The 25,773-nt window shown below is 38.6% G+C and carries 23 protein-coding genes and 4 tRNA genes; 14 read left to right on the top strand and 13 right to left on the bottom strand.

All coding sequences use genetic code 11. The features are described 5' to 3' along the window. Positions 1-31: 31 nt before the first annotated feature. Positions 32-1,204, bottom strand: coding sequence for an acyl-CoA dehydrogenase family protein (locus tag O1449_RS13545; protein WP_269229525.1), 1,173 nt, complete (start codon positions 1,202-1,204; stop codon positions 32-34). 188 nt (positions 1,205-1,392) lie between these two features. Between O1449_RS13545 and O1449_RS13540 the strand changes: the two genes are divergently transcribed. The 6 genes from O1449_RS13540 (at position 1,393) to O1449_RS13515 (ending at position 6,914) form a co-directional block, all read left to right on the top strand. After that, a complete protein-coding gene (locus O1449_RS13540) occupies positions 1,393-1,650 on the top strand; it encodes an FAD assembly factor SdhE (protein WP_005156268.1) in 258 nt (85 codons plus the stop codon). Next, entirely contained in the window at positions 1,637-2,032 is a 396-nt protein-coding gene (locus O1449_RS13535; protein ID WP_269238575.1) for a hypothetical protein, read from the top strand. Before O1449_RS13540 ends, O1449_RS13535 begins: the two co-directional genes overlap by 14 nt. Before the next feature lie 210 nt (positions 2,033-2,242). Beyond that, complete coding sequence (locus O1449_RS13530) at positions 2,243-2,449, top strand: hypothetical protein (protein ID WP_269238574.1); 207 nt, start codon at positions 2,243-2,245, stop codon at positions 2,447-2,449. 359 nt (positions 2,450-2,808) lie between these two features. After that, complete coding sequence (locus O1449_RS13525) at positions 2,809-3,873, top strand: hypothetical protein (protein ID WP_269238573.1); 1,065 nt, start codon at positions 2,809-2,811, stop codon at positions 3,871-3,873. Between the two features lie 76 nt (positions 3,874-3,949). Continuing rightward, the gene (rrtA, locus tag O1449_RS13520; protein WP_269238572.1) at positions 3,950-4,531 is read left to right on the top strand and encodes a rhombosortase; all 582 of its coding nucleotides are present in this window, start codon (positions 3,950-3,952) and stop codon (positions 4,529-4,531) included. A gap of 178 nt (positions 4,532-4,709) precedes the next feature. Continuing rightward, positions 4,710-6,914: a TRAP transporter large permease subunit gene (locus O1449_RS13515; RefSeq protein ID WP_269229531.1), complete on the top strand. Its 2,205-nt coding sequence runs from the start codon at positions 4,710-4,712 to the stop codon at positions 6,912-6,914. A gap of 80 nt (positions 6,915-6,994) precedes the next feature. Here the strand turns inward: O1449_RS13515 and O1449_RS13510 are convergent, their stop codons facing one another. From O1449_RS13510 to rnr, 8 genes are all read right to left on the bottom strand, one after another. Further along, a complete protein-coding gene (locus O1449_RS13510; RefSeq protein WP_269229532.1) occupies positions 6,995-7,750 on the bottom strand; it encodes a YegJ family protein in 756 nt (251 codons plus the stop codon). Positions 7,751-7,808: 58 nt separating this feature from the next. Next, complete coding sequence (locus tag O1449_RS13505; protein WP_269238571.1) at positions 7,809-8,696, bottom strand: DMT family transporter; 888 nt, start codon at positions 8,694-8,696, stop codon at positions 7,809-7,811. 227 nt (positions 8,697-8,923) lie between these two features. Beyond that, a complete protein-coding gene (locus O1449_RS13500) occupies positions 8,924-9,370 on the bottom strand; it encodes a hypothetical protein (protein WP_269229534.1) in 447 nt (148 codons plus the stop codon). A gap of 10 nt (positions 9,371-9,380) precedes the next feature. After that, on the bottom strand, positions 9,381-9,587 hold the full coding sequence (locus O1449_RS13495) for a YheV family putative metal-binding protein (protein ID WP_004660391.1): 207 nt from the start codon (positions 9,585-9,587) through the stop codon (positions 9,381-9,383). A 38-nt stretch (positions 9,588-9,625) separates the two neighbouring features. Further along, positions 9,626-11,665, bottom strand: coding sequence for a M3 family metallopeptidase (locus O1449_RS13490; RefSeq protein WP_269238570.1), 2,040 nt, complete (start codon positions 11,663-11,665; stop codon positions 9,626-9,628). Between the two features lie 109 nt (positions 11,666-11,774). Continuing rightward, a protein-coding gene (locus O1449_RS13485; protein WP_269238047.1) for an IS3 family transposase occupies positions 11,775-12,934 on the bottom strand; the annotation gives its coding sequence in 2 pieces (ribosomal slippage) (positions 11,775-12,700 and positions 12,700-12,934; 1,161 coding nt in all). Positions 12,935-12,969: 35 nt separating this feature from the next. Beyond that, a complete protein-coding gene (locus tag O1449_RS13480; RefSeq protein WP_269238569.1) occupies positions 12,970-13,572 on the bottom strand; it encodes a hypothetical protein in 603 nt (200 codons plus the stop codon). An 83-nt stretch (positions 13,573-13,655) separates the two neighbouring features. Beyond that, positions 13,656-16,088 carry a ribonuclease R gene (rnr, locus tag O1449_RS13475; RefSeq protein WP_269238568.1) on the bottom strand — a complete coding sequence of 811 codons (2,433 nt, stop codon included), beginning with the start codon at positions 16,086-16,088 and terminating at the stop codon, positions 13,656-13,658. A 259-nt stretch (positions 16,089-16,347) separates the two neighbouring features. On the opposite strand from rnr, the gene O1449_RS13470 reads away from it, so the two are divergent. The 4 genes from O1449_RS13470 to O1449_RS13455 all read left to right on the top strand — a co-directional run bounded on the left by O1449_RS13470 (position 16,348) and on the right by O1449_RS13455 (position 16,989). Next, a tRNA-Ser gene (locus O1449_RS13470) sits at positions 16,348-16,437 on the top strand. Positions 16,438-16,448: 11 nt separating this feature from the next. Further along, positions 16,449-16,525 (top strand) — tRNA-Arg (locus O1449_RS13465). Between the two features lie 46 nt (positions 16,526-16,571). Then, positions 16,572-16,648 (top strand) — tRNA-Arg (locus O1449_RS13460). Between the two features lie 264 nt (positions 16,649-16,912). Further along, positions 16,913-16,989, top strand: a tRNA-Arg gene (locus O1449_RS13455). Between the two features lie 59 nt (positions 16,990-17,048). On the opposite strand, the gene O1449_RS13450 is transcribed toward O1449_RS13455, so the two are convergent. Then, on the bottom strand, positions 17,049-18,347 hold the full coding sequence (locus O1449_RS13450) for an SRPBCC family protein (RefSeq protein ID WP_269229538.1): 1,299 nt from the start codon (positions 18,345-18,347) through the stop codon (positions 17,049-17,051). 360 nt (positions 18,348-18,707) lie between these two features. Here O1449_RS13450 and O1449_RS13445 point away from each other — a divergent pair, with 360 nt between their 5' ends. Both O1449_RS13445 and O1449_RS13440 read left to right on the top strand, forming a co-directional pair. Then, positions 18,708-19,205 (top strand): YcxB family protein, encoded by a 498-nt coding sequence (locus O1449_RS13445; RefSeq protein ID WP_269238567.1) that lies wholly within the window; start codon positions 18,708-18,710, stop codon positions 19,203-19,205. A gap of 33 nt (positions 19,206-19,238) precedes the next feature. Further along, positions 19,239-19,880 carry a fumarylacetoacetate hydrolase family protein gene (locus O1449_RS13440; protein WP_269238566.1) on the top strand — a complete coding sequence of 214 codons (642 nt, stop codon included), beginning with the start codon at positions 19,239-19,241 and terminating at the stop codon, positions 19,878-19,880. A gap of 96 nt (positions 19,881-19,976) precedes the next feature. Here O1449_RS13440 and O1449_RS13435 read toward each other — a convergent pair whose 3' ends face one another. Further along, a complete protein-coding gene (locus O1449_RS13435; protein WP_269238565.1) occupies positions 19,977-21,227 on the bottom strand; it encodes a YihY family inner membrane protein in 1,251 nt (416 codons plus the stop codon). 112 nt (positions 21,228-21,339) lie between these two features. Between O1449_RS13435 and wrbA the strand changes: the two genes are divergently transcribed. Beyond that, positions 21,340-21,939 (top strand): NAD(P)H:quinone oxidoreductase, encoded by a 600-nt coding sequence (gene wrbA, locus O1449_RS13430; protein WP_269238564.1) that lies wholly within the window; start codon positions 21,340-21,342, stop codon positions 21,937-21,939. Between the two features lie 32 nt (positions 21,940-21,971). On the opposite strand, the gene lgt is transcribed toward wrbA, so the two are convergent. Next, a complete protein-coding gene (gene lgt, locus O1449_RS13425; protein WP_269229543.1) occupies positions 21,972-22,784 on the bottom strand; it encodes a prolipoprotein diacylglyceryl transferase in 813 nt (270 codons plus the stop codon). A gap of 106 nt (positions 22,785-22,890) precedes the next feature. Between lgt and O1449_RS13420 the strand changes: the two genes are divergently transcribed. After that, the gene (locus O1449_RS13420) at positions 22,891-23,673 is read left to right on the top strand and encodes an NRDE family protein (RefSeq protein ID WP_269239717.1); all 783 of its coding nucleotides are present in this window, start codon (positions 22,891-22,893) and stop codon (positions 23,671-23,673) included. 43 nt (positions 23,674-23,716) lie between these two features. Here the strand turns inward: O1449_RS13420 and O1449_RS13415 are convergent, their stop codons facing one another. After that, a complete protein-coding gene (locus O1449_RS13415; RefSeq protein WP_269238563.1) occupies positions 23,717-25,708 on the bottom strand; it encodes a PhoX family protein in 1,992 nt (663 codons plus the stop codon). Positions 25,709-25,773: the final 65 nt, after the last annotated feature.

The following is a 25,773-nucleotide window of genomic DNA, read 5'->3' as shown; positions in this document are numbered from 1 at the left end:
AACACGATCCCTTTAACTTTCCAATTTATGTTTAAAGTGTACGAGAAATTAATTCTTTCATAATTTCATTTGTTCCCGCATAAATACGGTTAGCACGGTTATCGATGTAGGCACGCGCAATTGGATATTCCAACATATAGCCATAGCCACCATGTAACTGTAAGCAATCATCCACAACTTTTGAGAACATATCTGAAATTCTGTATTTAGCTGCCGCTGCGGCATCCACACCTAAGCTTTCTTCAAGTTGTAATTCCATACAACGATCTAAATAAGTACGGCAGAAATCAATTTCAGTACGTAATTCAGCTAATTTAAACCGTGTATTTTGGAAAGTACTAATCGCTTTGCCAAATGCTTTACGATCTTTGGTGTATTGAACAGTATGTGCAAATGCTGCTTCTGCACCTGCTTGGCAAATAATCGCAACCAACATACGTTCCCATGCCAATTCTTTCATCAACATGATGAAGCCCATACCTTCCATACCAAGTAGGTTTTCCTTAGGTACGCGCACATTGTCAAAGAACAATTCACAAGTATCTTGTCCTTTCATGCCGATTTTATTCAAAGGTTTACCTTTACTAAAACCAACACGATCCGCTTCAACGATGATCAATGATAAATTGGCTGAACCTTTTTCATTGTTGCCTGTTTTACAGACGACAATTGCCATGTCACATAAATAACCATTGGTAATAAAGATTTTTGAACCATTAATGACATACTCATCGCCATCAAGTACAGCTGTAGTACGAACTGCTTGAAGATCCGAACCTGTACCCGGTTCAGTCATGGCAATCGCTGTAACTGTTTCACCTGTTGCCATTTTTGGCAACCAATGTTGTTTCTGTTCCTCATTACCAAAGTTATTGACATAATTGGCAACGATGTCTGAGTGTAATGAGAAACCTGTACTTGAGTCCATTGCATAAGCTTGTTCTTCAATCAGAATCATACTGTACAAACGATCAACCCCAGAACCACCATATTGTTCTGGCATTGTGGTACAGAGTAAGCCTAGTTCACCTGCTTTGTTCCATAAGTCACGATCAACATGTTGTTGTTTCTCATATTTTTCAATATTTGGCACAACTTCTTTTTCATAAAATTTACGTACAGTTTCACGAAATGCTTCATGATCAGAAGTAAATAGTTTACGTGGCAACATATTTGGAATTGGACGAATTGCACCTGATTGCATTTGTTATTTTTTCCCTAGTCATTGGATTTAAACGATGATCATCACGATACAAGAAATTGAAAATAGTGAACAATGTGATCAATGCTCAATTTGATTGATGTATTTGGTCACTTGAGAAAAAACGCTGCGAAGTTAATGGGGGATCGAGTACACTATGATTATAAAATTGTTGCATAGTGGAACAAATAATGTCTGATGAAATAAGTTTGGAAGAACGTAAGGTCGTTTATCGCGCACGTCGTGGTTTAAAAGAAATTGATGTGTATTTCGATCCTTATGTTAAAAACTATTATTTAACCGCCGATGCTGATGAAAAGGCGCTATTTGCAGAGTTGGTTGATCAAGAAGATCCAGACTTGTTGGATTGGTTTATGGAAGTGGGTGAGCCGCCTCGCGCTGAGTTAAAAGATTTTATTTTAAAATTAAAACATTATGTACACGGCTAATCGTGTTTTTGAGTTGCAATACAGTCGGTTTTCCTTTGTATTGCAACTTTTAGTTTTTGTCACTGTTCTCATTTTAGCCTACCAATTGCTAGCTCTTTCATTTTGGTTGCTTAGCCTTGTTGTGATGGTTTTATTTTGGTTTCTATTGTTACGGCATCCTTTAATAAAGCGTTTTGAGTATTTGGATCATCAGCATTGGTCATTTGAGTTTGTGGATACTTCTATCCCAATCCAAGGTCGAACAATCACTAAAATTATTGATCACCAAGCTTATATTACGATCTATTTTTCTGATACTCAGTACCAACCTTTAACGATTTGGTGGGATCAATTGTCAATTTCGCAGTGGCAAAACTTAAAATTATTAATAAAAATGCTTTAATTGTTAGACAATTTTACAACTGTATATAATTAATTATATGTTTTTTTTCAATTATTTATATTGTTTTTACTTTACGTTTATTTAAATTGTTAGATTAAATACTCTAAAATTTCGTGAAAATCTGAATTGTCAGACAATATGACCGTCAACTCGTATTCATTTTCGTTAAAGTACAAACACCAACGTAAAGTGTGGTGGAGCTCCAAAGTGATGGAAATTCCAACATGGTCGTTTCTGGTGATTGCAATTTTTTTTGCAATTGTTATAGGAAGAGCAGGAACTTTACTCAGGGAACTTCTTGAATCGCATCAATCTAAAGTTGTTGTGACCAAGAGAAAGAGATTGAAAGTGTCATCAATATATCATACTCCCGTGAATATTGATGACGAACGCCAATCTAGTATCTATCAAAAGTAGATACGCAATGTTGTAGGAGGTCTCTATGGAGATTTCAATGTGGATGTTTCTAGTAATTGCAATCGTTATGGCGATTGTTGTAGGAAGAGCTGGAACATTACTCAAGGATTACTTTCAACAAAACTAAAAGATAAAGAGTTTCACGTTTTTACCAGTTAATAAGTAGCATGTGCTGAACCGTCGCAATGCTACTTTTTTTTGCCTAAAATTTTTGTATTTTCAACTCTCTGTCAATTCACCTATCTGTGAATTGTGTCAAAATGCACATGTTAAATTAGAGCAATTACTCTTTAATTCAAGTATTGCATCTGATAAGGTACATCTAAAAGGAAAAACAAATTAATTAGAGGACAGGAAGAATGTCTAAATTCCAAAAAATGGGACAGGGTGTGGCGGTTGCGTTACTCACAACATCAATATTATCAGGGTGTTCACAAGTCATTAAAACAGGGGCTAATGTCGCATTAAGTTTTAGTGAAAATCATATTGTTCCACCAATTTTGGCGATGGATGACGCCGAAATGGTGTGTAATTCAGGTAATGCCTTAACTCCAGCGGTGATGTCAACCAAGGATATGGGTGCTGATCCAACACGTATGGCGGTGTTATTGTATACCTCAGCAGGTATTTGTGCTGAAAATAAAGCTTTAGAAGCGGAACTCCGCTATTTGCGTGCTTCAAAAGCAGGTCAAGTTTCTGAAGCTCAAGATGCTCGTATTGAACAAAAACGTTGGGCGGGGATTGCTGCTGAACGTCAATATGCAGGTTATCAACTTTTTGCAAATCGTTGGGAATCAAAATATAAATATAAATTGGGTGATTCATGCCCAACAATGCGCAATGATTTAGATCAGACAGTTTACCTTTTAGGGATGGTAAGTGGTCTGCAAGCGATGACCAATGATATTAACTCTGGTGGCGCGATTAATGTCCCGAAAGATATTGCGGGTATTGTTGAGCGTGGCATGACCTGTTTGGATAATGAAAAATTCTGGGGCGCGCCGATGGCGACGCGAGCAGTGATTTGGACTTTATTACCAGGTGCGGGTGACGGTAAACCTGAACCTTATGCAACCATGAAAGAATCAATGCAAATTGGTGAGAAAAAAGGTGTTCGTTTATCACATGCATTGTATGCAGTTGCTGCACAAGCAAGTGGTGATGATGCCAAACTGCGTGACGCTTTCCGTTCTTATGCTGCTGCAACAGGTGAAGACAAACCAGCCAATCCTCAATTTAGATTGATCGATAAGATGGCTGGTTTGATGGTCCGTGGTATAGCTGATCGTTATTGGACTGAAAATACAGGTGTACGCTCTGGTGATGAAGGTTTGACTTCTTTCTGGGACGATAAGAAAGAAAGTTCATCTGAATTGGATGCGTTATTTGATGGTGGAGATGGCGCATCAGCACCAGCAGAGTAAACTTGAATTAAATGACCTTTTACAAGTGAAACATTTAAACTGGTAAAAGGTCAGTTTTTTCATGGGGTGGTAATGGATGAAAGATCACGTATGGATACCGAAAGTTATTTTAATCGCTGTATGTGTTTCTATATCAGCGTGCTTGCAAGTATTTGCAGATCACTTCATTTATTGGAAACCTAGTTTACTCGCTGAATTTTGGCGTTTATGGACTGCACATTGGGTTCATGTTGGATGGATGCATTTTTTCTTAAATCTGTTGGCATTCGCATGTTTACCTTTTATTTTTCCTCATGCTCGTAATTGGCACTTATGTGTTCTGCTTTTAATCCTTCCTCCGTTTATTAGTCTTATCTTTTATTTCTACTTACCTTATATCGATGCATATGCTGGTCTTTCTGGGGTGTTGCATGGATTATATGTTGCTGTTGGCCTCGTGTATCTGAAATATCCTAAAGAAAGAAAATTTGCCTTATTGGTCTTGTTGCTGATCTCAGCAAAATTAATATGGGAAAATACTTTTGGTCAGACAGGTACTGCACAGTTAATTGGTAGTCCTGTTTTGACAGAAGCTCATTTGATTGGTGCGATTGGTGGTTTGTTCTGTGGGTTAGGTTATTCATTGTTAAGAAGGATAGAGAGAGAACATATAAGTTGATAAAAAAAACCAACAAAAAAGTGATTGTAGTCATTCTTTTTTGGAAAAGATTGCTGCAAATTTAGGCGGTTAAAAGGGATTGGTTACGAAGAGGGTAAATTCACTTATCTATCAACCATGGACATCGCATGATTCAACATCTTTGGATGGGTGTTGATAACAATAAACTGGAATAGACATGCAAAATGATCAAGAGAAAAAGTCTGGATTAGCCCGACTGGGTTATATCTGGAATGATTGGATATCAACATTCATCATTCTTGCTTTGTTGCTAATGACTTTGCTTATTGGTACTGGCGAGATGATTCACGGTCAAATGCTCCGTATGGGGGAGCGTTTGTACGGTGATGAAAAAATAGGAATGCAGTATTCGTTTTTACGAGCTGAACCTGAAAAACCATCTTGTGATCGACATCCTAATATTGAAGCACAAGTTCAAGAGCAGATGAAAGCAAATGCTGCTGATGAGTTTGCAAGTATGTTTGGTACAGCATCTGAATCAGATGTACGCGCTTCTTTATTAGCTGCACAACAACAGTGTGAAGAAAAATATCAATTCTACGATAAAGCCATGAAACATTTGGATGCTCATCCAAGTATTCGTACTTATCGTCAAGTTGAAACCACTTTCTTTGGTATTTTTAAGTTAGGTTCTGAAAATCAGACTGTACTTTTACTGATCATGGTGTTGTTCACCTCTATCACAGCTTCTTTACGTTATCACCACATTGGTTTACGTGCACCTAAGACGAAGATGGACTATCGTGTCTATTCAGCATTTATGGTTGCAGGTAATGCCTTACTGAGTTTATCGACAATTAGTCAATATAACTCGTTGCTGAATTCTGGCGTAGAATTGACTGCGAAGACATTGACGATTTCATGGTTATGGATAGCACTCTTTGTCTCTTTAACCGTAATCAGCTTAGTGCAATTATTTTTAATTCCTAAAACAGCGCAACCTAAAGGTAATTTTGGTTTGGCGGTGCTGAGCGTACCATTGTATGCACAGATGTCACTGATCACGGGAATAATCTTTACTTTCTTCATGGATTATCCAATGGGGCAAGGGATCTACTTGGGAATTATTGTTGAGTTCTCTGGTATTTTCTTAAACCTTGCATTGTTTATTTGGGCAGGTATGTTACTGACCCAAACGCGTGTGATGGATTTATTCTTAAATATCCTGCGTCCGTGGAATCTAGCACCTGAAACTTTAACTTGGTTAATCTTAATTGCAGCGGCAATTCCAACAGCATATACAGGCGCTTCTGGTATTTTCGTTATTGCCGCAGGTGCAATCATTTATAAAGAGGTTTGGAACTCTGGTGCACGCCGTCAATATGCATTAGCTGTATCGGCAATGTCGGGTTCTTTAGGTGTGGTGATTCGTCCATGCTTACTTGTAATTTTGATTTCAATGTTAGATAGCCGCCATGTAACGTCTACAGAATTATTTGATCATGGTATCTATGTTTTCTGGTTAACTGCATTTATTTTCCTTGGCGTTTCATTGATTCTTGCTGAAGAAAAATTCCGTGTAAATTCACCAAAAGTTGCTGTACCTGGAATGTTACGCGCATGTGTGCCTGTGATTCCATATGTAATCATTGGTTTCGCTGTTGTGTTGTTCTATAAATTTGCTTTAGATACATCGATCAATGAGTTTACCGCGCCAATGATTTTACCATTGGTGTTGATTGCAATGATTTTGTTTGACAAATTGTTTGCAGCAAAACTTGCACCAGCTCCAGTTGTTGATGCAAAGCATGAGGCATTAGTTCGTGAACATGAACAGAAATCAGACTTCTTAAAAAGCCATGATCCTCATGGTGCTAAGAGTTTTGGTTTTGGTGGGGCTATACGTTTTGCAACCTCAGAAACAGTTGGTCATATCGGTGCGTTGATTCTACTGATGGCATTATCTGCGAGCGTTGGTGGTTTAATCGAGCGTGCTGAAGTGGTTGAGTTATTACCAACACACTTGGGTAATATCTACATTTCTCTTGCCTTTATTGCAATGTTACTTGCAATTATTGGTATGACGACTGATCCATTCGGTGCGGTAATCTTAGTTGCTGCGACAGTAGCGCCAGTCGCCTATGAGAATGGTATTCATCCGATTCACTTCTGGATGATCGTATTGGTTGCATTCGAATTTGGTTATGTAACACCACCTGTTGCATTGAACCACTTGCTGACGCGACTCTCTGTCGGGGATGAAGAAGTATCGGCTGCTGATAAGGAAGCGAAAGAGAAATATACAAGTTTCTATTATCGTTATGAACGTTGGTTATTACCGATTATCGTATTGTTCTCATCTTTAGTATTGGTGACCTATGCACCCTATGTCTTCCAAATGTTTGGTTGGTATAAACACTAAAAGTTGAAATTTAAAAAAGCAGCTTCGGCTGCTTTTTTATTGCTGTCTATAAAACGGGAATTTTTATAAGTGGTTGAAAATTAATATAATAAGGTTGTAATATTTTCCCATCCCATTTTTCTAGCAAGGTCTAAGGCGGTCATTGATTGGTTATTTAGAATTGATTTATCTAGTTTATATTCCAATAAGGCTTGAACGAATAAAAAATTACCTGCAATGGCTTCACGGTGTAATAGTTGATTACCATGTTCATCTCTTTCATGAAGTGCAGTTGGGTTGGTTCGGATAAAGTTTAAAAAATTATCTAACATTTTCCCACACATAGGATGCTCAATTAGATTCTCTGGATGTGCCTCTTGATCATAGACAAATAAAGTCTTATTGGGATCGCCAAAATCTATTCCCCATGCTTCATCATATTCTTTTTGCTCAGAATCATTTAGTTGCTTACGATATTCTTGAATTGTGAAGCCTCCATAGATTTGATCTTGAGTTAAAAACATCCAATCAACGATAGCTTCAAATGGTTGTTTTATATTTTCACCTACTTGTACATTGTTGATGTAGTTTGGTTGATTCATTAACTGACCATAAATAGTTGTTCCATCAAAATCAATTTGCTCTACCCACATATATTCAACTAGAGGTGAGTTTGGTGAATCGATATGCTCTTGTGTAAATGCACATTTAACATAAGCAAGATCAAAAGCAGGAACTATTCTTCGATATTCCCAATAGAGCTCTCGCCAAAAGTATTTAAAGGTTTCTTGAGCCTTATCGAAGGCTAAGATCATTTCATGGGATTCATTTGCAAAAATAGGATTTTTTATTGTCATCAACTTGAATTTTCTGTCTCTGTAGTGTCGCTAGTCTATCTAAAATAATGAAATATTATCAACGTTTGAAACGCCATTTCTTTTCTCTTCGCGTCAATGGACTACATAATAAAATTGCCAGCAAAATAATACAAAATCCAATCACGCTGTATAAATCAGGTACTTCATCCCAAAGTAAGAAGCCCCATACACCTGCAAAAATAATTGCCATATAATTCACAGGTGCAATTTGTCCTGCTGGCGCAAGTCGATAAGCATGAGACATAAAAATTTGGCTGACATTAGCAAGTATCCCTGCGCCAATCAAAAAGAATAATTCTTTTAGATGATATGTTCGCCACATCCAAAACATTGGAATCACAGAAAGTGCTGATCCTATCAAGCAGAAATAAAATACGATGCGTTCAGGTGGTTCGGTTTGAGTTAATGCCCGAACGGTTACAAAAGCCATTGATGCAAGTAAGCTTGAGACAATACCAATCACCGAAATCCAGTTCAGTAGACCTTGATCGGGTTTAGCAACACAAAATACACCAATAAATCCTAAAAAAGCTGCACAAAGCATAGCAATGGTGATTTTTTCTTTTAGAAATAGCCATGCAATAACTGGAATAAAAATTGGGGAAGAGTAGGTAAATACCATTGCATTTGATAACTTTAAATGCGCAATTGCGTAAAAGAAACCATACATGGCTGCAAGTCCAACAATACTACGCCAAGTATGCATCCATAGTTTTTCTGTTTTTACAAAGCCAATACCTTGTTTAAAAATAAAAGGCAGAAATAGGATGAGTCCAACTATGTTGCGGAAAAATACAATTGTATAGTTATCAACCGTATGTGATGCATAACGAATACAGATACCCATGATCGAAAAGAGAAGGGCCGAGGTTGTCAGGCAACCAATCGCAAGTAAAAGGTTGCGATTAGTTTGAAGTGAATTCATATTAGACACGAAACTTTGAGACTAAAGTTATTGTATGCTTGTCAAACGATGAAAGAAATGTGCTTTTAAACTGGATTTTAGATTTGTTGAGTAACTTATATCCATCATACCGCAATCAGTGTAAATACAAACTTATCAGGATCTGTATGAAAAATTGCGATTAGAAATATGAGATTGATATTTAAATGAGTAAAAAGCTTTAAATCGGATTAAAGCTTTTTTTTGTTTTAAGATTTATGTTGTGCGGAGATTTGAGCCTCCAAAAGTTTAATTTGATCTTCTTTGAGCTTAAGTAAAGTATCAACATCGTTATTTTGTTGTTTCAAGTCACGCTGTTGCTCTTGCAGTTGCTGATGAATATCATCTAGCTTTGCAATCTCTTCTTTGGCTAAACTATCATTGCTCGGAAGTGGTGATTTGACAATTGACTCTTCAACTAATTGTATTGGTGCAGCAACTTCACTGCTCGCCGTATTTATATCTGGACTAACAGTTGTTTCTGCCTTGGATATAATTGTTTTTTCGGCAATTGGTTGTGTAGCTGTGGTTGTCGATTGCTGATCTTTTTGTGATAAAAACCATTGAATTGCAAGAAACAAAACCACAACAACGCTAATTCCACCAATTATCATCCATAATAATTTGGAATTTTGAGTTTGGTATGTGGACATCATTTTTAACCTTCTAGTCAAAATGACGAGGTTTGAATTGTATCACCCCAATCTCATCTGGCTCAGCGGGTTGTTGCTCTTCCACGTGGGTCGGGCGTTTTTCGCTATAAGCACATTCGATACATTCAATCCACTCGTCATCCACAGTGATGATCTTAACCACACGATCTAAGGCGCCACATTTAGGGCATTTTGCACCCGCGATGAACTGTCTTTTCATGTCAGTTAATTACACCCTGTGAACAATAATGACGTAGTTTAAGCGGTTTTATTGGTGTTCGTCCAACCTTGATGGCGTAATAATGCATCTATTTTTGGTTCTCTTTTTCGGAAATTGCGAAACGCATCAAGTGCTGTATCTTTTCCGCCAACTGCTAGAATAAACTTTCTAAACTCTTTTCCTGTCTCAGTGTTAAAAATACCTTCACTTTCGAAGCGATCGAAGGCATCACTGGCTAAAACTTCTGCCCATTTATAAGAGTAATAACCTGCTGCATAACCGCCTGCAAAAATATGGCTGAAACTATGTTGAAAACGATTATAAGGTACCGCAGGAACCACAGCAAATTTATCGCGAATATCGTCCAGTGTGGCTTGGATTTGTTGACTGTTTAAGGCAGGTGTCTGACGGTGAATGCTTAGGTCAAACAATGCAAATTCTATCTGACGTAAGGTTTGCATGCCTGATTGGAAGAAACGCGCATTGAGTAACGCAGATAGCAATTCTTGTGGCAAAGTTTGCTTAGTTTCGATGTGTTCACTGAGTGCATCTAAACTTTCATTGTCCCATGCCCAGAATTCCATAAACTGGCTTGGTAACTCCACCGCATCCCATGCCACGCCGTGTGTGCCTGCAACTGAGATGTTATCCACTTCAGTGAGCATATGATGTAAGCCATGTCCAAATTCATGGAACAAGGTAATGACTTCATCGTGAGTTAATAGTGCAGGGTGATCGCCAATCGGTGGGGTAAAGTTACACACCATATAGCAAATTGGTTTTTGTAGACCATTGGCTGTTTGCACACGAGAACGGAAACCACTCATCCATGCGCCACCGCGTTTGCCGTTACGGGCATATAAATCAAAGTAGAAACCACCAACCACTTGACCTTGATCTTCAATTTCAAAATAACGTACATCATTTTGCCAAACAGGGGCTTGGCGTTCGATGATTTGAATACCGTAAAGACGTTGTACGATCTGGAATAAACCATCCACTACTTTTGGCGCAGGGAAATACGGTTTAAGCGCTTCTTGAGAAAGGTTGAACTGTTGTTGTTTCAATTTTTCAGAATAGTAAGTTGCATCCCAAGGTTTGAGTTCATCAATACCATCTTGGTGTGCAATTGCTTTCAGTTCTGCAATTTCAGCAAGTGCAGGCGTACGCGCATGCTCTGCCAAATCCACTAAGAATTGATGAACAGTTTCAACATCAGGTGCCATTTTGCTAGCAAGGGAATATTCAGCGAAGTTGTTGAAACCAAGCAGTTGCGCCATTTCTTGACGTAAGCTCAGGATTTCTTCCATCACAGGGGTATTGTCAAATTCAGTGTGGTGGGATTGTTCTGAGGCACGGGTGACATAAGCTTTGTAGAGTTCTTCTCTTAATTCACGCTCATCGGCATAGGTCATAATTGCAAAATAAGCAGGGAAGTCGAGTGTGGCAACGGCTTGCTCAAGCTCATGTTGTTGTCCGTATTGTTTTAACAGTTCAACACTGCTTTGTGGAAGGCCCTTGAGTTGCACTTCAGCTAAAGGCTTGAAATAAGCTTGGGTTGCATCGAGTACATGGTTTGAGAAGTCCGAAGACAGCTGTGATAAACGTGCTGAAATTTCCGCATAACGTTGTTTCGCTTCACCTACAAGTGCAACACCTGAAAGCTTGAAATCACGTAGCGCGAGTTTAATGGCACTTTGTTGTGCTTCGCTCAGCGTTTGTAAGACTGCACTGTCATGAATCTGTTGATAGGTTTGATACAGTGCCGTGTGTTGTCCAAGCTGCGTATAGTATTCACTTAAACTTGGTAACAGGGCTTGGTAAACCTCACGAGTTTCGGCATTGTTCATGACTGCATTGAGATGTGACAAAATACCCCACGATTCACTCATGTTATTTTCAAGTTGATCAACTTCTGCCAAGGTTGCCAGTTGGACTTCAGAGCCTTGCGGAACTTCATTGAGTTGATTTAAGAAGTTTTGACCGTTTTGAATCGTTTGTTCAATCTGTTGTTTTAAATCGGCAAGTTGAATTTGATCAAATTGAGGAAGGGGAAGTGTCGCTTGTTGGAGTGTCATTGTATTTTTGCCATATTCATCTTTAAACATAGTTATAGATGTAGGGCTTAGCGAGGGAGAAATCAAGGTTGATTGATTATTTATTCGTTGGGTTTTGCGTTGCATGATCCTAGACAGTATCGTGGACAACCGATCCCTCTAAATTCTTGAAATATTTCTGTTCAAAGGCTTCTGGACTTAACCAGCCATTTGCAGAATGCCTTCTGATTCGATTGTAGTAAACTTCAATATACTCAAACAAGATAGCATTTGCCTCTTTTCTCGTAGAAAATACACTGCCATGTACTACATGCCCCTTCAGGGTATGGAAGAAGCTTTCGGTCACTGCATTGTCCCAACAGTTTCCTCGTCTAGACATGCTTTGAATACAGTTATTCGTCAATAATAGCGCCCTAAAATCACGACTACAGTACTGACTACCTTGATCCGAATGCACCATGACACCCGTTGGATAACCCTGACGAGCCATTGCATAATTAAACGCATCACACACCAATTGGCGGTCTATTCGATGGCTGGTTTGCCAACCCACAATACGACGGCTGAATAGATCTAGCATCACACATAAATACAGCCAGCCTTCTTTAGTTCGGATATAGGTAATATCCGTTGTCCAAACTTTATTAGGCTGAGTAACTGTAAATTGGCGATCCAACAAATTTGATGCTGTAGACAAACGATGGTTTGAATCAGTCGTATGCTTGTATTTACGTGCAATCCTACTACGTAAACCAAGCTTTTTTAGCATCCTTCCAACGGTACGTTCGCTCATGCGATAACCTAAATCACGCATGTCATGTACCAATGACGGTGCACCCAAGCGCGCATGATGCTGCCAATATACAACTTTTAAATCATTGTATTTCTGCGCTGTATTGGTCTGGCGTTTTCGCCAGGCATAATAGCCTGAAGTGCTGACATCTAGGCATTTACAGACAGAAGACACAGTGACTTCATTTATATCCATATCTTGAATTACCGTGTACTTTTCTTGGCATGATCTGTCAGAAAGTACACATGCGCTTTTTTTAAGATGTCATTGGCTTCCTTGAGCTGTTTGACTTCTTTTTCTAATTCCAAGATCCGCTGTTGTTCAGGAGAAAGTTGACGTTTGCTTGAACCTACTGGATTGGCTTCACGAATCCATTTATCTAAGGTTGAATAACCCACACCTAATTTATGGGCGATTGCAGCTATAGGCTCGTGGGAGTTTGAAAGTGCATGATCAATTGCTTGCTGTTTAAATTCCGGACTAAAACGTTTAGCCATTTCTTGGATCTCCAAAGATTGAAGTTACGTTATCTTTAGAGGGACATGCTGTCCATTATTTTGGCTAGGATCATTGCAACCTGGATTTCATCAATTGACATTACATATGTACCGAATGTGCTATGACGGGTAGACAGCTTTAATTTGAGTTGATGATTGTTATACACTTGATATTCAGTCAATGTCATTCTAAAGATCGGTATGTCGGAATAAGCTGTTTTAAAAAAATAGATACTCCCATGTCTCGTGTGCTTTTTTTCGGCAATTGCAGATACCTCTATCATTTCCGAATCTCCAGTGATATACGTCCAGATCATTGGAAGCGTACCGGCTAAGTTGAGCCAGAGTACGGGAATAATGAATAAAGGGAAAATAAATAAAGCATAACGTTTAGGTTGTTTTTGTGCTTTTTCCCATTGTCTGGGAATCACCCATTCCTGTCTTTTTTTCAAATAGAGAAAATAAACAAGGAGTAAGGCATAGAGGAAACAGGCAATGATCAAGGCGACAATTTCTACCGTAAAGCTAGGTGAAAAATCACTCCAAAATACAGAAATAGCAGCACCGATTGTGAGAAAGAAAAAGAGAATAGAAAAGTAATGGTGATAATAATATTTTGTGATACGATAGTGAGTCATTCGGATTTTATTTATATTTAGAAATAGTTTATCTATTCATTATATAACAAAAAATAAGAGAGCCGAAGCTCTCTAATTAAATGTTATTCACTCTTGGTCTTGGCATTTGACTTTTTCTTTTTCACTTTCTTCTTTGGCTTTTCTTTGCTTTCAGGCTTCGTAGAAGATTTTTTACCTGTTTTTTTGGTATAAGAATTAGAACTCGATTTGCTCTTATCCTTTTTCTTACGCACAGGCTTTTCACCATCTTCACTAACTTTAGCTGTTGTCGATTGTGGTTTGCCAAATACCTCTTCAGTGGTTGAAGCACGATTTGAAGTATTGGTTCTTGGCGCTTTTTGACGAATTGTACGTCCCAAATGCGTCAGTTGTTGAACCAATTGGAAGTCAATCTTACGTTCTTCCAGATTTACGCCCGCCACTTGAATTTTAACTTCATCACCGAGGCTAAATGACTGTCCACGATTCTGACCAATCAAACTTTGGCTGGCTTGATCATACAGGAAGAAGTCTTCACCGAGCTGACTGACATGAATCATGCCATCGACATAGAGGTCTTTCAGCGTCACGAATAGACCAAACTCAGTCACCGCACTAATGATACCAACAAACTCATCACCTAAATGCTGTTGCATATAATGGCATTTCAACCATGTGGTGACGCTGCGTGAAGCTTCATCTGCTCGACGTTCAGTTTGTGAAAAATGCTCGCCTGCATCATCTAAAGCTGCACCAGACAATGGATAAACTTTCTTATCGAGATAGGCTTTAATCGCACGATGTAACAATAAATCTGGGTAACGACGAATTGGCGAAGTGAAATGCGTATAAGCCTCATACGCTAAGCCGTAGTGTCCTGAATTTTTTGCGCCATAATAGGCTTGCATCATCGAACGTAATAACACTGCATGAATACTCGGTGCATCCAAACGGTCTTTGGTCGCTTCAATCACGGCTTGGTAATCAGCTTGGGTTGGTTGCTCTGGGAATGGCAAACCGAGTAATTTGACGAAATCACGGACTTTTTGAATACGTGAGAATTCTGGCGCTTCATGTACACGATAAAGCATCGGAATATCATGTTCTAAAGCGTATTCTGCTGCTGCAACATTGGCGAGCAACATACACTCTTCAATGAGTTTATGCGCGTCATTACGAGTACGTGGCAAAATTTCTTTAATACCGCCTAACTCATCAAAGGTCATATAGGTTTCAATGGTTTCAAATTCCATCGCATGACGTTTGGCACGTAGTTCTTTTAGTGTCTGATAAAGCTGGAATAGGGTATTTAACGATTTATGAACGCTTTTATCTTGTGGAATGGCATCGGTTGCGCCGTCAAAATAAGCAGCCACCTGATTATAGGTCAAACGTGCTTTGGAATGCATCACCGCAGGGTAGAACTCATAACCTGTGACTTTACCTGCACGAGACAGTTTTAAATCGCAGACCATACATAGACGGTCAACATGCGGATTTAAAGAACACAAACCATTTGATAATGCTTCAGGTAGCATCGGTAAAACAAAGTGTGGGAAATAAACCGATGTACCACGTTCTTCAGCTTCTTCATTTAAAGGCGAATCTAAACGGACATAATGGCTCACGTCTGCAATTGCCACTACAACACGGTAACCACCACCTGAGCGTTTCTCTGCGAATACTGCATCGTCAAAGTCACGTGCATCTTCACCATCAATAGTGACTAATGGTAAATCGCGTAAATCAACACGACCTTTGCGATCTTGTTCAGAAGGTTCTTTAAAACTTTCAGCTTCTTTAATGACGGCTTCTGGAAATTCATAAGGCAAACCAAATTCTAAAATGGTTTGCGGAATAATGATTTCAGTATCTGCTTTGTCTGCCATAGACTGAACAATATGACCTGTCGCTAATTCTTCACGAGTCGGGTAATCATCAATCGCAACACGGAGCATATCGCCAACTTTGGCATTGGCATGTTCAATCAATTCTTTTTCTAAAGTAATTGGTTGGTGCTGATTTGGATTGCTTGGCTGAATAAAGTATTCGCCTTCATGTTCAGCGACTTTACCAATAATTTGTTTGACACGACGTTGTACGACTTCGGTAATAAAGCCCCAAGCTTTACCTTTACGGTCCACAGAAGTTTGGCGTACTTTAACGCGATCACCATTAAAGACTAGACGTAATTCACGTTCAGGTAACAGGACATCATCCTGACCTGCGATATTGGCCGTACCTAAACCTTTACTGTTGATATAAACCGTTGCTTCATGGCTTGGTAAATCGGTTGCAGGTTGGTATTTAAAACCATCTTTCATTAACTGACCATCGCGAACCATTGCACTTAAACGATGATTCAATGCATCAATACTTTTTTGATCTGGGATATTAAAGTGGTCAACCAGTTCTGCATGAGACTGTGCAGTTTTTAATTGTTCTAATGTAGTTAGAATAAGAGTTCGGCTAGGAATAGGATTATCATAACGTTGCGCTTCTGCTTTTGCTTCGGGATCAACCCAATTTGTAGTCATATCGTTTCATTTCACATCTGGCAGATCGGTTTAGCATAAGTCATTCAAACTTTAACTGCACGTCAAAGATTGCAAGATTCTGTTTATTGTCCAATCTGAATAAAGGAGAGAACACTATATTAACAAGCGTTGAGCTAAAAAATGCCGAAAAAACATAAGAATTGGTTAAAAAACATTTGATTGATTTAAAAAAAGAGAAAAAAACAGGATCATCTCTTGTGTAATGTGGTTTTAGTTTGTATTATTGCGCTCGTGTTACGGTGAGATGGGTGAGTGGCTGAAACCGCTTCCCTGCTAAGGAAGTGTACGGGTAACTGTACCGAGGGTTCGAATCCCTCTCTCACCGCCACTTTACTTAAAGCGCTCATAGCTCAGCTGGATAGAGCACTTGGCTACGAACTAAGGGGTCGGGAGTTCGAATCTCTCTGAGCGCACCAAGTAAAGATTTAAAGTAACACATGCCTAAATAGGCACATAAGTAATGCGCTCATAGCTCAGCTGGATAGAGCACTTGGCTACGAACTAAGGGGTCGGGAGTTCGAATCTCTCTGAGCGCACCAACTTAATAGAAGAAACCGCTTAATTGCGGTTTTTTTGTGTCTGTAGTTTGGAGTAGTTCAACTGTGAAATATCTGTTTGATGTTTAAATTAAGGCTCTTCATTCATTTTATTAATAATAAAATCAGTTGTTTATGTTGTTTTGAAAGATAATAACTATTGTACTTTAAATTCATAACGATCAATCAATCACCATTTGATTTCTATTTTATTAAAAAACACTTATCAATGGGGAAAAAATGCGTATAATGCGCTCCATCAAATATGCGCTCATAGCTCAGCTGGATAGAGCACTTGGCTACGAACTAAGGGGTCGGGAGTTCGAATCTCTCTGAGCGCACCAATTTGAATTTATCGAAAGATAAAATGAAAGAAACCGCTTAAATGCGGTTTTTTTGTGCCTTATATTTTGGTTTTAATTTTTTGTACAAATACAGTATTGCCACCAACAGCAGGCAGTACATCATGATAGGGCAGGCTTCGCATCGCTCTTAATAAAAAAGGTGCTTTTTCATCAATTTTCATTGAACTAGTGATTTTAAATAAAGTACCTTGATTAAGCTCTGTGGCAATCATTTTTCCTTTAATAAATCGCAAATCACCACCATTGGCATAAAAGTTATTTTCAACAGTATTTGGATAGTTGAAATGCAGCTTAAATGCAAAAGGAATATTAATCACACCTAAACCCACATTCACTTGAATATCTGCATCTTGACCTTGATTTTGGATTGGAGAGGTGATGATTTTCTTGACTTGTCTTGGAAATAATTCTTTATAGGCTAAAGGACTCAACCATTTATGTAATAGCTGCGGTGGCTGTTGATAAAATTGATAGGTTGTGGTGAAGCGCATGGTTTCCCGCCCATGTGTATACAAAATGCTGGTCGGGACATGTAGATAGCTGATGGGTTGTTGAGTGTTTTGACTCAGTTGTGCAATTTTAGCGAGTTGAGTTTCATTTAATTGTGGACTTGGAATTTGTCCTGAATTTAGTGCAACAATATTCGGTTTAATAAAGCGTGTTCGAAGTGATTCTAGGATAAAGGCATTGGTTGAACTTGGGATACCTAATTTGGCTTCAGGAATTGCATTTAGAATCTTCTTAAAAATAAATCCTTTAGGTTGGTTTAAATCACCCCATTGGGTGAGCGTAATTAAGGTTCGATGATCATCTAAGGCGAACCATTCAAATTTTCCTACACCGTATGGAATAGGAGAATCAATCACTAAACTGGCAATACTATTCGATTTAATCTGATGTTGTAGAGTGACATCTTCATTAAAGTTGAGAACTGGAATAGGCGTTGGAATGGAGACCTGATATTTCATTTTTATAATATTGCCTGATTGTTCCAGTGTCTTTGCAGATTTGAGTGTTGGAAACAAGCCGACATATTGATTAAAGTCGGTTAATGTCTTGGCAACTTGTTGTACATTGGCAGGTACGATGAGTGCAGCAGATGTAAAGCTTACACTCGGTTGTGAGTTGCTTTTGAGGGTAGGCACATTGGTCTTGGTATTGGGATGTGGGTAAATAAAAATATTATTCTGCGTATAACTTGCCAATAGTTGTGGATTATTTTGAAAAGGTTGTAAAGCACTTGGTATATTGTCATTCCATGTGATGATTTGTGCAAAACAGCTTTGCATTATGCTGAAAAAAACGGCTGTACATATAAATCCATTCAAATAAAACATCACATTCCTTTGATTTTTCTTAGTGATATAGTCAGTGGCATCTATGCATAAATGATAGAGCCTTGCTATTAATAAAAGTTTTTTTGTTTAAAAAACAGTCGTATTGTGTAAAACTTTCTTGAGCATCGAAATCTTAGACAAAGGATTATCTCTGCAAGTAAATACTTATAGCGGTTAATGTTGGTCAGTTAAGCGTAATTTCATTATTACTGAATTAGAAATTACATCTCTTTGTTAAAAAGCAACTTAGAGTAGTGCTACGCCGTATTTGAATTTTGTATAAAATCGCTATAAATCTGATTTACGCTCAAGTCATTTATGTTCTAATAGATCAGTTTTTTCAAATCTTAGAAATCAAAAATGTCTGAACAACGTCCAACTGTATCTGTGCGCTATTATCTTAATTTAGAAGAATCACAAGATGGTTTTGCTCTTGTCACTTTTGGTAAAAAGACCTTTAGTCGTTTTCTAACACCTGTTATTAGTATTGCAATTATTGGTTGGGGAATCTATTTAGGTTTCTCAGATGTAGGGCGTTATTACGTTGCATTGGGTGCTTTTTTTCTGATTATGCAAGGATTGATGCGCTATTGGTTGTTACCGATGTTGTTTAAACGTCAGTTTGTCCGCTACCAATTTGGAAAAAGTGAGCAGGGAATTGACCTTTATCAAGATCATTTTGAACTTTATGCCACAGGTAAAAAGCAAACAGCGCAGTATGCAGAGGTACAATCTTTTGCAATAGGTAAACTGACTTACATGTTGGAGTTGAAAAACCATACCGTCATTATTGTTCCGAAGCGTGCATTCACTGATCCAGCAGATCAAACCAAATTTGAAAACAGTTTTAAAAAATAACTTCATTCGCGATTTAAGGAACAAGGAGCTTTTATGAGCACACGTCCGTCAAAAATTGTTTGTGTAGGCAGAAATTATGCTGAACATGCGAAAGAACTAGGTAATGCAATTCCTGATCGCCCAATTTTATTTATCAAGCCACCGAGTAGTTTGAGTAGCTTAGCTCAAGGTATCTATTGGAATCAGGCTTTAGGTGAATGTCATTTTGAATGTGAAATTTGTTTGCAAATCGCACATCCATTATCGCAGGAAACCGACCCAAGCAAAGCTTTAGAAGCGATTGGCGCTGTGACTTTAGGGTTGGATTTAACTTTACGTGATTTGCAGAATGACTTAAAAGCGAAAGGACAGCCTTGGGAGCGAGCAAAAGCTTTTGACGGTGCATGTATCTTGGCAGACTGGGTTGAAGCAGATGAAATTGGCGATTTACAAGAGTTAGAGCTTGTTTTAATGATTAATGGCGTTGAACGCCAACATGGTTTTAGCCAAGACATGATTTTTGATATTGGTGTATTATTGGTTGAAATTAATCAGTCATTTAGTTTGGAAGCGGGTGATGTCATTATGACGGGTACGCCTGCTGGCGTCGGTGCATTACACTCAGATGATCAATTAACCATGAAACTAATAACCCAATCAGGAGAATATGATTGGGATACGTTTGTTCAAGCATAATGATTAAGAACAAGTGCTGTTAATAAATAGCTTCTACCTAATTTCGTATGAGCGAGATAGTAAATAAAGAAAAGACCTCAGTTGAGGTCTTTCTTTTTACTTCTGTTCAAAGATCGTTGAAAGGGGAATCGAAAGTTTTGCAGCTAAATAATCATTACTCTCGATGAGGGATGGCCCTAAACGCTCTATCCATTCATCATCTTGATGGATATTGGCCACATCATGACGTAATGGTAAGGGGTAAGGAAGAGCTGTAAAAAAGCTCCAGAAATCGACTTGCGCAAGATTTCTAGCCAATACATACTCATCATTGTCTGTACGTTTGACTAAGTTCTGTTTTTCTAAATGTAGGATATATGCAGGTAAGCGTCCTAATTCACCGCGTCCAATAATCCCAAGTAGTTCTTGTTCACTGACACTTTCTCCAATTTGTTGCTTTTTATAAAACAACTCTAATATGTCCAATAGCATCAAGATAGGATGACGCTTTTGCTCCTTATCTGAATGAAAAGCAGTCAATGCATAACTCACTTCCACGCCCAATAATATAATGTTCCAAGACAAATAAATCCAAAGGAGGAAAATTGGAACAGCAGCAAAAGCACCATACACAATTTCATAACTGGTGAAATTACTCATCACCCAACCAAAGAAGCGTTTTAGTATTTCAAATACTGTTGCGCTAAAACATGCAGCAATAACAGCGGAAAGAATAGGGATGCTACGATTAGGGATGGTCCAGTAAAGAATGAAAAAGCCAACAATTGTAAGTAGAAATGAAATAAGCCATAAAAGGAAAGAGCCATCTAATTGATAACCCGCAAAGTTATTACTGAGAATATTCATTGAAGCGACAGTGGACGAGAGGACAAAAGCACTGCCTAGAATAATTGGACCTAGAGAAATAATCGTCCAATAACGCATAAAGCCAACAAGACCTGCCCGCGTTTCTTTGACACGCCAAATACGATTAAAGACATTTTCGATTGAAGTAAGCATAAGCACGGTGGTCACAAACAGAAATAGCACACCAATAATGGTGAGATTACTGGATTTATCTGTAAATGCGTTCAATGCTTTGTCAAAGGCAATGGTACTTTTTGGTAAAAAATTACTGTAAATCAATTGCTGTAGTTGTTGTCGAGCAGGCTCTAAAGCTTTAATTGAAGAGATAATGACTAAGAAAACAGTCAGCATCGGAACAACGGCAAAGAGCGTAGTGTAGGTCAAACCACCTGCTTGTTCTCTACAGCGATCGGCTTCGAACCGTCGTAACACAAATACAATAAATTGAAACCATGTTTTTTCTAAAAAAGGCAGTTTTCTTAGATAACGATTTAAGATCATGGGTTCTATCCTAGTTATTTTTAATAAAATCCTGTGTAAGCACAGGATTGACTACAGCTCAAAAGATGAAAAATGTCGTATAGTGTTCTTTTTAACAAAATTCATTAAAGTGATGCAACCTTACGTTCTTGTTCTTTATTACAGTAAATATGGTTCAACTCGAGAAATGGCACATTTAATTGCCGATGGAATTGAATCTTCTGGCATGACAGCTCGTATTCGAACTGTTCCTAATCTCTCAACTGTCGTGACGCAAGCAGAGCCAAGTATTCCATCAGATGGGGATATTTATTGTACTTTAGATGATTTGACGTATTGCTCAGGTTTAGCACTTGGTTCACCTACTCGCTTTGGTAATATGGCGAGCGAGATGAAATATTTTTGGGATCAAACGACGAGTTTATGGTTGAATGGTGCTTTGCATAATAAACCAGCATGTGTTTTTACTTCTTCTGGCTCGATGCATGGCGGGCAGGAAAGTACCTTGCTTAGCATGTTACCGCCATTGTTCCATCATGGTATGTTCATCATGGGATTGCCCAACTCAATTCCAGCTTTGTCGAATACTAAAACAGGCGGTACGCCGTATGGGACAAGCCATGTCAGTGGCCCTCGTCATGATCAAAATTTGAGTGTAGATGAAAAAGTATTATGCGAAGCGCAAGGTAAACGTTTAGGTGATGTCGTAAAAGCGTTGTTAGGAAAAGTTTAGATCTAAAAATGGGAGCATTTGCTCCCATTGTTTTATTTTTTAATTTGCCAATCGTAGATTTTTTTCTGATAGGCATACCACATCATCCACAGTCCAATCAGTAACATTGGTACAGTGAGAATCTGACCTTTAGTCATCCAACCGAATAGAATAAAACCTTGATCTGCATCGGGCTGACGGAAGAACTCCATGAAGAAACGTGCAACTCCGTAGCCCATCAAGAATAATGCTGAAACCGCCATACGAGGACGTGGTTTAGCGCTAAACCACCAAAGTATGATAAATAGAATCAGACCTTCACAAAGTGCTTGGTAAATTTGCGATGGATGGCGAACTAAGCCCAATGGATCGGTTGGAAAAACCATCCCAAATGGATAGCTAGGGTCTTGAACTTGACGACCATACAATTCACCACCAATAAAGTTACCGATACGACCAAACATTAAACCTGTCGGTACACATGGCGCAATAAAGTCCAAGGTTTGAAACCATGTTTTCTGATATTTCTTACACCAGAATAACATTGCGATCATGACACCCAAGAAACCGCCGTGGAAGCTCATCCCACCTGTCCATACTTGGAATAACCAAAGTGGGTTTTCTAAGAATTTGCCAAACTCATAAAATAAAACATAGCCAATACGACCACCAAGTACTACGCCTAGAGCGCCATAAAACACCAGATCGGAGACCATATCGGCAGTCCAACCATCACGTTGTTTAGCACGATAAGAGGCTAAGCCCCAAGCGCATAAAAATGCCAAGAGATACATGAGTCCGTACCAATGCACTTTAACTGGTCCCAAGCTCAGCGCAACTGGATCAATATTTGGATAGGTCAGCATTGCTGTTCCTCAATTTAGAATTTGAAATTAAGTTTTGAGCAGATTGTAGCGGAATGATGTGAAAAATGTTGTACATTCAATGTGTAAAGATGTGAGAACAGAATTAATGTGTATTGTCGCTTTTGCATGGCATGTTCTTGATGATATGCCGTTGTGTTTAATTTCAAATCGTGATGAATTTTATCATCGACCAAGTGCTGTTTTACATCGATGGGATGACAGTTCGATAATTGCTGGGCAAGATTTACAGTCAGGTGGGGCATGGATGGGAGTCACTGAGTCTGGGCGTTGGGCAATCGTGACTAATTTTCGAAATGGAAGAGATAAAAACCAATACTCAACTTCACGTGGGCATTTAATCCAGTCTTTTTTAGAAAGTGATTTAGCCCCCATTCGTTTTGCACAACAATTAGAACAGCAACAACAAGACTATGCTGGTTTTAATTTGTTTGTCGGTGATCGAGAGCAAGCGGTTTATATGAGTAATCGGGGGGGAGCACCACAAGTCTTAGCCAATGGTGTTTATGTTGTTTCCAACGGTTTAATGTCAGAAGATTGGGAGAAAACCAAACATTTACGTAAACGCTTTACACAAGAATTTTTACCAATGTTGCAACAATCAACGATTACAGAATCTGATTTGCAATATTCAGTCTGGGATATTTTGGAAGATGAACGAAAAATTATTCTAGATTTGTTGCCAGATACAGGGATTAGTGTGGAAATGGAAGAATTATTATCTTCAACTTTTATTCAAAGCCCAATTTATGGAACACGATGTTCTAATTTTCTGAGAATGACATCTGAGCACTGGCAATGGTTAGAGAAGTCTCAACAAGGTGAGCAGCAGGGGCGTATTATCGAAATGCAAGTTGATCTGTTGAAATAAAAATACCGACAAGGCTGTCGGTATTTTTATTGGAGTATTTTGCTTATTTTTTAGTTTCAGTTTTTTTCTCAACCGATGGTAAAACATCAGCTGTGATATAACCAACACATGCACTATAACCGCCATTATAGTTTTCTAAAACTTTTGCTTTTAATTCAGCGGAAAGTTTTGAGCTATCTCCAGGATGTTGGAAATTACTCATGATGTATGTCCAACCATTTACAGAGTCAACTGCATGTAAGCCTGTTGATTCTGCACCTGCTGGAGTAGAGAGGATACGATCTAAAGACTTAGTATCAACATTATATGCCCAGAGGAAGTTATTGGTATGGTTACCACTGTCTTCACCGATGAATAATGTGCGTAAAGTTTCAGAGAATTTTAAATTGTCTGGGCTTGCAATATTATTTGGATCTGCCGTGTTACCTAAGCTATCCACGGTAATATCTTTACCCATAAGAACCATATGGCTTTGGTAAGGTGTCCATTCACTATTGATCACATTGTTAAGATTATCAACTTGGCTACCTTTGAGGTCATGTCCAAGGACACCACCTGCTTTGAGCGTGCTCTTAAACTTAACATTATGTGATTCAACCCAAGCTGCATTGCCACCAATCATTGATTCTTGAATATTGGCAAGTGCAGAGTAAGCAACTTTATCTTTAATATTTACGGTAGTGCCTTCCATCTTTGTGAAAGCCATACTACCGCCTTTTAGGGCAGCATATCGATGTGTTTCTAGGAATGCAGCAGCAAGCTCAATCTCAGCTTTGCTAAAGCCATTGTTGGCTTCTTTGAGTTTAACCCAAAGCGACTTTCCATCTAACACAATCTTGGTATAACCTGTTAAATCAGCAGGAGCTACCGTTAAACTTTCCATAATGTTTTCAGATTTGATTCCTCGAACATTCACGAGGTCTTCGATGGTCTTACTATCAGTATGACCTAATTTGATCCATTTGATTGCTGCTGTTGAGGTCTCATTCAATTCTGATGTGTATTTCGCAACATATAATGTTCCAGCAGATAAGTCTTTTTCTTTGTCTGCAATAAACATGAAGAAACCACCGTTAGTGTAATCGTCACCCATGATTACAGTGCGGTTGTCAGGCATGACTTGAATCAGTTCATGTGAGATACGACCTAGACAATAATGCTTCACAGCCTGAGCACGACCTTTACCATCAAGAATAATTTCTGGCAAATGACCATAGTTATAGGCATTTGCAGTATTTTCATTGCCATATAGATTTTTACTATATGCTTTGAGCATTGCGAGATCTGAACCGATTTGGTCAAATGCATCAGGCTCATATTCTTCACTTGAAAGGTGAGTATTCCAAGGAGAAAGGCTAGCACCACAGGTGATCCATAGACCATGAACTTTCGACATATCGACATTGAAGTATTTTTTCAATGCCAAGTGTCCAGTTTTTTGATCTTGATCTAATGTTAATACTGCAATTGGTGACGGTAATTTACCATACATGTTTTGCTTAGCTAAGTTTTTGGTGGTGTATTCAAACTGCACCACATGGAAAACTGGGTTTGATACACCCGCTACATTTGCGCCTTTAATATGAATCAGTGATGAACCATCTGGAGAGTCAGAGAAGAATTGGCGTTCTTGACCGATTACAGAAGTATCTTTAATGGGTTGATTATTAATATCATAATAACTACCTGCAATGATTTTTCCACCATCGATATTATCAACTTGCATGCCAGTACGGAAAAACTCCTGATAACCCAATTTGTACTCTGTGGTTGTATTATCATCCCACGTAATCGTCAAAGCAGATTTAACTGAAGTTGTAGCCATCTCTGGTACAGTTGAAGGTGCCGCCATCGGTGTAAATTTTGCATTTTTAAATTTTGCAGCAGGTACGGTTGGCGTAACGTTAGTATCGTTATTATCATTGCAACCTGCTAAAACTGCTGCTGTGCTCATTGCCCCGAGTGGTAAAAACGGAACACCCGCGAACCACTTTAAAATATCACGACGACTTGGCTGATTTGTATTGGCTGTCATAATAAATCCGTATCTTTAATAAATGGTAAATAAATCTAGATTGATTTTATGTTTGATAGATGACA

Origin of the sequence: Acinetobacter sp. TR3 (assembly GCF_027105055.1) — a bacterium.
In the GTDB taxonomy this organism is placed as follows: domain Bacteria; phylum Pseudomonadota; class Gammaproteobacteria; order Pseudomonadales; family Moraxellaceae; genus Acinetobacter.
Note: the sequence above shows the minus strand (reverse complement) of the source record. Positions and strands in the feature narration are given on the sequence as shown.

What these genes read in the sequence shown, in the direction of transcription:
- O1449_RS13545 (WP_269229525.1), bottom strand. Translation starts at nt 1,204, where the DNA reads ATGCAATCAGGTGCAATTCGTCCAATTCCAAATATGTTGCCACGTAAA.
- O1449_RS13540 (WP_005156268.1), top strand. Translation starts at nt 1,393, where the DNA reads ATGTCTGATGAAATAAGTTTGGAAGAACGTAAGGTCGTTTATCGCGCA.
- O1449_RS13535 (WP_269238575.1), top strand. Translation starts at nt 1,637, where the DNA reads ATGTACACGGCTAATCGTGTTTTTGAGTTGCAATACAGTCGGTTTTCC.
- O1449_RS13530 (WP_269238574.1), top strand. Translation starts at nt 2,243, where the DNA reads ATGGAAATTCCAACATGGTCGTTTCTGGTGATTGCAATTTTTTTTGCA.
- O1449_RS13525 (WP_269238573.1), top strand. Translation starts at nt 2,809, where the DNA reads ATGTCTAAATTCCAAAAAATGGGACAGGGTGTGGCGGTTGCGTTACTC.
- rrtA (WP_269238572.1), top strand. Translation starts at nt 3,950, where the DNA reads ATGAAAGATCACGTATGGATACCGAAAGTTATTTTAATCGCTGTATGT.
- O1449_RS13515 (WP_269229531.1), top strand. Translation starts at nt 4,710, where the DNA reads ATGCAAAATGATCAAGAGAAAAAGTCTGGATTAGCCCGACTGGGTTAT.
- O1449_RS13510 (WP_269229532.1), bottom strand. Translation starts at nt 7,750, where the DNA reads ATGACAATAAAAAATCCTATTTTTGCAAATGAATCCCATGAAATGATC.
- O1449_RS13505 (WP_269238571.1), bottom strand. Translation starts at nt 8,696, where the DNA reads ATGAATTCACTTCAAACTAATCGCAACCTTTTACTTGCGATTGGTTGC.
- O1449_RS13500 (WP_269229534.1), bottom strand. Translation starts at nt 9,370, where the DNA reads ATGATGTCCACATACCAAACTCAAAATTCCAAATTATTATGGATGATA.
- O1449_RS13495 (WP_004660391.1), bottom strand. Translation starts at nt 9,587, where the DNA reads ATGAAAAGACAGTTCATCGCGGGTGCAAAATGCCCTAAATGTGGCGCC.
- O1449_RS13490 (WP_269238570.1), bottom strand. Translation starts at nt 11,665, where the DNA reads ATGACACTCCAACAAGCGACACTTCCCCTTCCTCAATTTGATCAAATT.
- O1449_RS13480 (WP_269238569.1), bottom strand. Translation starts at nt 13,572, where the DNA reads ATGACTCACTATCGTATCACAAAATATTATTATCACCATTACTTTTCT.
- rnr (WP_269238568.1), bottom strand. Translation starts at nt 16,088, where the DNA reads ATGACTACAAATTGGGTTGATCCCGAAGCAAAAGCAGAAGCGCAACGT.
- O1449_RS13450 (WP_269229538.1), bottom strand. Translation starts at nt 18,347, where the DNA reads ATGTTTTATTTGAATGGATTTATATGTACAGCCGTTTTTTTCAGCATA.
- O1449_RS13445 (WP_269238567.1), top strand. Translation starts at nt 18,708, where the DNA reads ATGTCTGAACAACGTCCAACTGTATCTGTGCGCTATTATCTTAATTTA.
- O1449_RS13440 (WP_269238566.1), top strand. Translation starts at nt 19,239, where the DNA reads ATGAGCACACGTCCGTCAAAAATTGTTTGTGTAGGCAGAAATTATGCT.
- O1449_RS13435 (WP_269238565.1), bottom strand. Translation starts at nt 21,227, where the DNA reads ATGATCTTAAATCGTTATCTAAGAAAACTGCCTTTTTTAGAAAAAACA.
- wrbA (WP_269238564.1), top strand. Translation starts at nt 21,340, where the DNA reads ATGCAACCTTACGTTCTTGTTCTTTATTACAGTAAATATGGTTCAACT.
- lgt (WP_269229543.1), bottom strand. Translation starts at nt 22,784, where the DNA reads ATGCTGACCTATCCAAATATTGATCCAGTTGCGCTGAGCTTGGGACCA.
- O1449_RS13420 (WP_269239717.1), top strand. Translation starts at nt 22,891, where the DNA reads ATGTGTATTGTCGCTTTTGCATGGCATGTTCTTGATGATATGCCGTTG.
- O1449_RS13415 (WP_269238563.1), bottom strand. Translation starts at nt 25,708, where the DNA reads ATGACAGCCAATACAAATCAGCCAAGTCGTCGTGATATTTTAAAGTGG.